This is a genomic window from Candidatus Omnitrophota bacterium, assembly GCA_023227985.1.
Taxonomy (GTDB): domain Bacteria; phylum Omnitrophota; class Gorgyraeia; order Gygaellales; family Profunditerraquicolaceae; genus JALOCB01.
Genome location: JALOCB010000001.1, coordinates 101029 through 109564, shown reverse-complemented (window position 1 = coordinate 109564; position 8536 = coordinate 101029). Strand labels below are relative to the sequence as shown.

Genomic DNA, 8536 nt, shown 5'->3' with positions numbered 1-8536 from the left:
GTCGTTCTCCCTATATATAATGAAGCCGCGGGCATAGAACGTTTAATTCGGGATATGCTGCCTTTTCTGGGGGGGCTAACTGATGATTTAGAGGTGCTCGCGATTAATGACGGCAGTACAGATAAAAGCGCGGAGATCATCAGCGGCTTGGCTGAAAAGGAGCCCCGGATCAAAATTATAAACAACAGCCGGAATAACGGTTATGGCTGGGCCTTGCGCCGGGGAATACGCACGGCAACTAAGAAATGGCTGCTTATCTTCGATTCCGACGGCCAATTCGACATAGGCGACCTCAAAGAGATGTGGGATAAAAGATACGGCCGGGATTTCCTTCTTGGCTGGCGCAGGCGAAGAAATGACAACGGCTACCGCCGGCTGCTCGGGGCTGCCGGGAACCGGCTGGCGAATCTTTTTTTGCGGAGTATTTTCATCAAAGATATAAACTGCGGCTTTAAATTATTTAAAACCGGTTTATTAAAAAACTTGCCCCTGTTATCTTCAGGAGGCGTGATAAATTTCGAGATCCTGTACCGCCTGAAAAACAGCGGGTATTCTTTCATTCAGTTGCCTGTCACCCATTACCCGCGCAGTTCAGGCCGGGCTACCGGCGGGAATTTAGCCACGGTAATAAAGATCCTGGCAGAAGCTAACCGTATAATATTTAAATATGCGCCTGTCTAATATAAAGAATTTTTGCTTTTTGATCCTGCTTATAGCCGGGATATTCGGCCTGGGATTTTTGCTGCATTCCTCCATGCAGGGCGCCTTTGAATTCAATCCTGACGAAGGGACGAACCTAATAAAAGCCCGGCTTGTCCGCGAAGGATTCGATCTTTACAAACAGATATGGAGCGACCAGCCGCCGCTTTTCACCGCGCTTTTATCCTCCTGGTTCGGGCTTTTCGGCTCAAGCGTTTATTCCGGACGGCTTTTAGTGCTGTTGTTTTCTATACTCTTGCTCTGGGGGCTCTACCAGAATATACGGATAAGAATAGACATATTAACCGCCCGGATCGCGTGCCTTTTTCTGATCTTATCCTCGGGATTTCCGCTCTTAAGCATCTCGGTGATGATCGGGATCCCCAGCCTGGCCCTGGCTGTGCTTTCCCTTTACTGCGCAACCGCGTACGCCTGTTCAGGGCGCAAAACCGAACTTGCCTTATCCGCGGGCTTTATGGCTTTCTCTCTTTTGACCAAGTTTTTTACAGTATTTATGGTCCCCATTATTCTGCTGGAGATAATATTACGGAAAAACCAGGACAAAAAAACTTCGGACCGGGTTTTATTGCCGGGGATATTCTGGTTTTCAGGCGTTACATTGATCTACTCGCTGGTCATTATCGCTTATTTTTATCCTGAGTTAAGGCTGTTCACCGAACAGCTCTTTAAGCCCCATATAGCCCAGATAAACATCCCCGGCGCCGACTTTTCGGTCATTATCAGGTCGCTGATCCAAGACTTTGATCTAACCCTTTTGGCAATATTCGGGCTGTTAACTAATCTGCGCGCTAAAAAATCCGGGCAGATCTTATTGCCCGGGCTATGGTTGGGAATGACGCTGTTGTTTTTCACCCTGCACCGGCCGGTCTGGGATCATTACTACCTGCTTATTTCCATACCCATATGCTGGCTGGCGGCAATTTTCTTTACAAGATCATTGCGCAAGATCCGCGATAGAAAATCACTTTTTTATTTTCCGGCATTACTACTGATAATCCTGACCGCGGCAATGGCGCCGCTTAAATTGCTCGATGCCGGTTTTTTGCTGGATCTCTCCGGCAAAGGCGAAGAGCGTAAAGTCCTGGATTTAATAGCGGGAACCCAAAAAGCTAACCGCTGGATATTCACCGACCTGCCTATTTACGCTTTTAAGGGAAATCTCCTTGTGCCTCCTGAAACAGCGGTATTGACTGTCAAAAGAATACCAACGACGGAGCTCATTGAGCAGGTGTTGAGAAAATATAAACCGGGATCAATATTGCTGGGCAGGTTCAAGGATTACGATCCGGCAATAAAACCCGTTATCCTGGCGGATTATCGGAAAGCTGCCGGACTTTCTATCCGGAAACCTTTGCTGAATTCTTTTTTGCTTCGGCGGCCGATAAGATATTTTTCTCGTCAGAACAAAAAATTTCCCTGTTTTTATACTCAAGATCTGGTGTTTTATATCAGAAAGGATACAGCAGGGAGGAAACGTTAAGGTTAAAAAGGGCCGGCTTTTATCAATCCCAGGCCTTGACTGGGCTTAAAATAGAAAAACGCTTTTCGTTTTTGTCCCGATTTATCGCGCAGGGTCAAGACCGGGCGCAAGATAAACTCGCCGGCAGTAGTCTCTAATGCCAACGCAGCGCATTCATTCCGTGCAAGAAAAACCATTTCCTGCCCCCTTTCGAAAATAAACAAACCCTTGGGATCTTTCTTAACCCCCAAAGGAGCATAGAAGGTCAATTCTTCCGGAAAGGCCCGATTGTATACCATAAGGTTTTCGATCGTGTTTATTTCTAACGGAGCGTATCTTAACGGCTCCTTGCAAGTATGAACACTGAAAGACAACACATTTCTTTCCCGCCACACACTGCTGCCCCAGGCCTTTATAGACAAAGAGCTGTTCAAAACCTGGGAACTGATCCAGAACGCCGGTAGAAAAAACAGAAAAACCAACCACGGTCTCTTCATTCCCTTAAAAGCCGCAGGCAAGAGCAATGCCGGAAAGATATAAAAATACCGGGTTCCCCAAAAACCCAATCCCCCGAAATAATTCAAAGGCCGAAAAAACAACAGTATTGCCATTAACAAAACCGCCGCGGACAGAATACTGTCATTCTGAGCTTTTTCTTCCGCTGCCAGCTTTTTCCTGCGCCACAAATAAATAACTACGCAGACCAGGGCAGGAAAACCATACCAAAACATCCCGCTGAATCTTCCGACGAAGAAGTTAATGACATTCTTGATAAAAAGCGGCCAGTTGTTAAAACGCATATCCAAGAGTTCCGCAGGGGCAAGCACCAGCCGGCTGTGCAATTCTTCCAGCGTATGCGGCACCATTCCGCCGGATACCATGTATTTAGGGTCGCTGTAAGCGTAAAAAGTTTTAAGGAAACAAAAATTCAACAGCAAAGACAGGATCGCTCCCAAAAAACAGGTTGTTAACGTTTTAACAATCTGTCCGGGCTTTCTGCCAAAGGCAACAAACGCGGTCAAAGGGACAAGCATGCTCAAGAACGCCGGTTTTTCCGCTCCGATCAAACCGATTATCAAAGCGCAGGCTATTGGTTTATCCGTCGATAACAAATAAACACATAAACTGCAGGCAAAGAACAAAAGGATATCCGGGGTCATCCAGCTTATATACGCCGGGATAAAACTAAAGGCGAAGAACCCGGAAGCGAGCAAAAAAGCATCCAATCGCCGGATATACCGGCGTAAGCCCAAATAAGAAAAAACCACGATCATACCAAGAAGTAATCCGTTCAAAACCACCAAACCATACCTGCCTATGACAAAAAGGAACGGGGCGGCAAACAATGGATATAACGCGGGTTTGGCATAACGCATATACCCTTTGTCGTCGAACCGGACATACACCCCAACAGGGATACCTTCAAAATTCTCTTTATTCCACCTGGCCTCATCGCGGCTGTCCAGGATAAGATCTCCGTCTTGGGCCAATGAACTAACCATCATGTAATAAGAAACGCCGTCGCCTTCGCGGTGCGGTTTGGCCCAAACCGCAAATACAACAGCCAAAATTAATATAAGACAAACGATCTTCGCGTCAGCGTTAAGCTTCATTTGATCTCCAGGAGCATGACTTTAAACCGGTTAAGCCGGGAAAGCATCTTTTCATCCCAAGACCCTCCCCCATCATTACCCCTCGCTTTTTCTTCTTTTGCCCATTCTTCAAAAGTCTTCTTAAAGACCCAATAAGCGCAGACAGCGGTGTTTCGGTCTGGAAAATTCCGCAGCCATTTTACCGGGACTCCGGAAAAATCCCTGAATTTAACGCCTAAAAGATGATTTTCATTATCCATACTTACGGGGGAGAGGTGTTCCGGATTAGGCAGCGGAAAACCCTTTTTATCCCGCAGATGTTCATAAAATCTGATATGCCCATCCACAGAAGCGGCGAGTATATTTATGATCTTCGCGCGTTCTTCCTCACCCAACCGGCTAAAATCAAAGACCGGCTCCTGAAGCTGATCAACAGCCTCTTCTTGCTTATAATTATCCCTGTTCCGGGATACGCGCGATTTGACGGCCCGGGCGAATTCGCGGCCTATAAGATAGCCGGTTTCAACATAAGGAATAAGCCCGGCCTCGATTATACCCCCGCCTTCATACTGCCCAAAAATAAAAACCGGTATTTGGGCCTTGGACTGGATCTCAGGGATTATCTTATGATCCCGCGCGTGTATTCCGCCTATCGCGTATTTGAGTGCTATCGCCGGATCAGCGTAAATATCGATGATGAGTTTCTGGCAGATCTTTTCATCAATGGTCATAACATTCAACAACCCCTCCAGATCTTTATCGAAAACCCCCTCTTTTTCTTTTAAGATCCTGCTTACCGATTCATCGAGCGCTTTCCGGCTCAGCCGGCCTTCTTTTACCGCTTGTTTTACCGCCAGGATCACCGAAAGGATGATCTCATCCGCCCTTTCCGGTTCCGGGTAAATTATAGCCATATCCGTTCCGGCGGCAAAAGATAAAACAGCGAGCTCTCCGATATGGGGAGCAGGGATACCCCGCTGAATAGCGTATTCCCCCAAAGCCTGCATCCCTAACTCATCCGAGATTATCAACCCCTGAAAACCCAGTTCCTTTCTTAAAATAACGCTTTGGATCTTATAAGATAGCGACGCGGGTTTATCATCCAGGCAGGGATATACGGCATGGCTGGTCATAACCATAAAATGCCTCCCGGACCGGATCAGGTCTTTATACGGGAGCAGGTCTTTATTATAAATGTCTCGACGAGAAGAATTAACCTTAGGCAGCCATTTATGGGTATCACGGTACACGCTTCCCAACCCTGGAAAATGTTTTACCACAGGGATTACCCCAAAGTCATCCAAGGCTTGCGCGATCCTATTGACCAACCGGGAAACCTCTGTTGAATCATCCGAAAAAATCTTTTGTTTTCTTACCAGATCTATCCTTTGGTCGTTTATATCCCCGGCCACATCGGCAATCACGCCCATATTAAGGTTATATCCCCTTCTTTTCATCTCGCCTGCTGCATCAGCCCACTGCCGATATACCGAACCAAGATAAGCCCCCGGGGAATCAGGGACCCGGTAAAAGTATTCTTTATTCTCAAGGGATCGCGCAGCAATTCTCTTTACGGTGGGGGAAGAAAGTTGCGAATGATATTCTTGTATCGCTTGTGATTTAGCCGTTTTTACAGAATGGCTGCCCTGCGTCAGAGACAAATCCGGATTTAAAGCAGGCCCGGCCTGACGGCCGGGCAAATGGATAGAATAATAAAAAACCTGGGGAGGGATAAATTTGTTTTTTTGATCGCTGCGCAATTCATCAAGGGCTTTATTTAAGAAGTCGGCGCAGGCAACGTGGTCTTTGTGCCTGTCCAGCGGAGAAGGAGCATAGACATCCCGCGGTTTGAGCTCTTTGATTATATCTTTAATATCCCTGATCAGGTTAGCGCGGGTATACCCCTTTATGGCCCGGGAATAGGTTAACGCGTAAACTGACCTGTCTTCCCCGGTGTATTCCGATTCGTATCTCTCCCCCGCGTTCTGGAGCCACAGGCTTGCCAAGCCATTGTCCGGATAGCTTAAAAATATCAGATCATTCGGAGGTAACCCCAGCTTTGCCGACGCCCGGGCAGCTTCCTGTTGACGCGCCCGGCCTAAGGCAAGATAATCCTCTGCTTCAAGTTCAGATGCGGCTTTACCCAAGAAAAAACTAGCGGTCTCCGCAGAAGCGTCGCCGTTAGTAATAAAAACTACTTTTGCTTTTTGATTATTTCCTACCGCCCGGCTTATCAACTGTCCGCAGGCCAGAGTTTCGTCGTCAGGATGGGGGGCAAAAACAAGGATATCGACTGCTGCGTGGCTAAAAGAACAGAAGGTTAAAAAAAAAGCGCGGATAAAAAAACCAAACGTGCCATTACGGAACAGCTTTCTTTATATAGATCTCTTCTTTAGCGGCGCCATAATGTCCGGTAGTGGCGCTGCTTATGGCGTAATTAGCCAATAAATCATCCAGATCGGCCTTACAGCTCACCACCTGTCCTCCAGTGTTACCGTGTATCTCCGTTATGATCGCGCCCAATTTGTCTTTGCCGAATTCATCGGCAGCGGGATTCTTCCGTACTTTCACATCCCACCAGCCGGTAGGCACATCGCTGGTATAGCTGGAAACCGCAGTCTTGACCTCACCTGCAGTCTGACCCTGGATAGTCCAGCATTTTAAAAGCCCATAAAGCTCCTGATCGTTTTCCGAAATAGAAGGAAAATTCTCATAAGCAGGATAACCGGCGACCTTAGCCCTGACCAAATGATATTTATTATATTCATCCACCCAGCCGTAAACCGCCTCTTCTTTAAGCGGACTGGACGCTAAGATAAGCCTGGTCGCCTCTCCCACCTCTTTCATCGCTTCAACGATAGCCCTCAAGGCCGTATTTAAGTTCGTGAGTATTTCTATCGCCTGACGCACCTCGGTCTCGCTGTTTTTAGCCGGGGCCCAATTCAGATCGCCCTGAAATCTACACGCCCGATTAATCTGGTCATCAGTCGAGGCGTCATTACCGCAACCGCATTCGCAGCGAAAAGAATGAGACGGCGGGCAAGGAGACGGCTTGTTCCCATACAAATCACCATGGCCGCAAAGTTCTGAATATATCCCCGGGCTGCAGCTGCAATAAATACCTTCCCAGGCGCAATCATTAGAATTTACACACCAACAGCTGGTATCGTCACACTCCAGATCGGGCTCACAGTCATTTGTAACGCTGCCTGCTCCTGTCGCGCAATCGCCATTTTTCTCAGGAATAAGCGGAACGATTGTCTCATCAATAGCCGATAGTTGCTGGATCCATTCATCTATTTTTTGAATATCCCAGAGCAATCTTCCATACATATCCTGACGGTCATCCGCGGCATGCGCGGATTTCAGGTCATAAAAAACCGGCAGCCAATTGGTTATCCCGGTTACCCGGTAAGAAACCGGTATATTCAATAATTCCATAGACCTGGTAAGGAACCCGTAAATATCGTCATTCACTTGGTAAAGCTGTTCATAATTATACTGCGTATCAATGATCCCGAACCATTCCCATCCCGGTATTTTTATTATTGTTCTCTCGGCATAGGTTATTGCGGGATTATCCTCGCTGCATGTTTCATCAAAACACACGGTATTCAATATCCTTTGGGTAAGTCCCTTAAACCCCAAGTCAGCGATAAGAAAACCGCCTTCATCCAAATAAACAAAATCCTTAAACCAATTAGGCATACTTTCAGCGAGCCAGTCATTCAGCGCTACCGGCCCAACCACTCTTACCACGCCATCCTTAATTATCCATTTTCTCTCCGAGGCAGTGGTCGCAGCATCCACCTTTAGAGAAATTTTCTTGATCTGCCATTTGTCCGGGTCCCACTCTTCTATCTTTGTATTATCTGTTATCGCCTTAATAAAGTCATTGATAAGCGGCGTGAGCTTGCCCGCTTCCGACACCTCGGGGAAACGTTTACTCCAATACCAGGCATTGAACCTGCCTACGCGCTTGTTATTCTTTAACGCCTGATCAATCGCCCACCATCCCGGGTTATCCTTGTCAAAAACATATTGTTGCCCGGTACTATCATCGGTAAGCGTATACTCAGCTGTTTTTTTCACCGCCTGAGAATCCGTTTGAATAGACGTCAGCATAGACTGAATAGCCGATTCCCTGAAACCGGTATACGACGACATCAAATACGCGGCGTCTGAAAACGCCCTGGCCTGGATGGCGTTGATATCCGCCAGTTGCATATAAACCCCGCTGACGACCAAAGCAGCCATTACAGCCGCTCCACCTACGCCAGGGGCCGCAATAGCCCCGGCAATGACTGCGATGGAAATAAGGATCAACCCCCAATTAGGGGCGCAATTCCCTCCGGTAAGCCACTGGGGAAGTTGTGTCCGTTGATCAACTTTGTTGTTGAGCAATCCCACATACATGCCTAATTGAGAACATAGGCTTAAAGCGCCCCGATCGGATATCTGAGAGCTGTTAACCTTGGCGTCGCTGACCTTGCCGATATTTATGATAACAACGGATAAGAGTATTATAACCGCGATAAAGAGAGTGATGATGACTGCGATCTGGCCGGGAGTTTTTCTGTTCTTCAAGGTCAACTCCATTAAATAAAGGGAAAATTTGGTAGCCCCAACCGGATTTGAACCGGTGTTTAATGGCTGAGAACCATCCGTCCTGGACCAGGCTAGACGATGGGGCCGTTTTAGTACTAATTAATATAACATAATTCCCTCGCAGGTCAATTAAATTTGTTGACCTCATTCCGGGGGT

5 protein-coding genes and 1 tRNA gene are annotated in these 8536 nt (G+C 47.3%); 2 read left to right on the top strand and 4 right to left on the bottom strand.

What is annotated here, in order from left to right; genetic code table 11:
• On the top strand, positions 1 to 681 hold a 681-nt coding region (locus M0R35_00550), incomplete at its 5' end, for a glycosyltransferase family 2 protein (protein ID MCK9594151.1).
• Positions 668 to 2200, top strand: coding sequence for a glycosyltransferase family 39 protein (locus M0R35_00545; protein MCK9594150.1), 1533 nt, complete (start codon positions 668 to 670; stop codon positions 2198 to 2200). The genes M0R35_00550 and M0R35_00545, both read left to right, overlap by 14 nt.
• Positions 2201 to 2202: 2 nt before the next feature.
• On the opposite strand, the gene M0R35_00540 is transcribed toward M0R35_00545, so the two are convergent.
• The 4 genes from M0R35_00540 to M0R35_00525 all read right to left on the bottom strand — a co-directional run bounded on the left by M0R35_00540 (position 2203) and on the right by M0R35_00525 (position 8465).
• Positions 2203 to 3792: a hypothetical protein gene (locus M0R35_00540; protein MCK9594149.1), complete on the bottom strand. Its 1590-nt coding sequence runs from the start codon at positions 3790 to 3792 to the stop codon at positions 2203 to 2205.
• Complete coding sequence (locus tag M0R35_00535) at positions 3789 to 6008, bottom strand: PIG-L family deacetylase (GenBank protein ID MCK9594148.1); 2220 nt, start codon at positions 6006 to 6008, stop codon at positions 3789 to 3791. The genes M0R35_00540 and M0R35_00535 overlap by 4 nt, the downstream gene beginning before the upstream one ends.
• Before the next feature lie 121 nt (positions 6009 to 6129).
• On the bottom strand, positions 6130 to 8358 hold the full coding sequence (locus M0R35_00530) for a hypothetical protein (GenBank protein MCK9594147.1): 2229 nt from the start codon (positions 8356 to 8358) through the stop codon (positions 6130 to 6132).
• A gap of 29 nt (positions 8359 to 8387) precedes the next feature.
• A tRNA-Glu gene (locus tag M0R35_00525) sits at positions 8388 to 8465 on the bottom strand.
• Positions 8466 to 8536 lie beyond the last annotated feature (71 nt).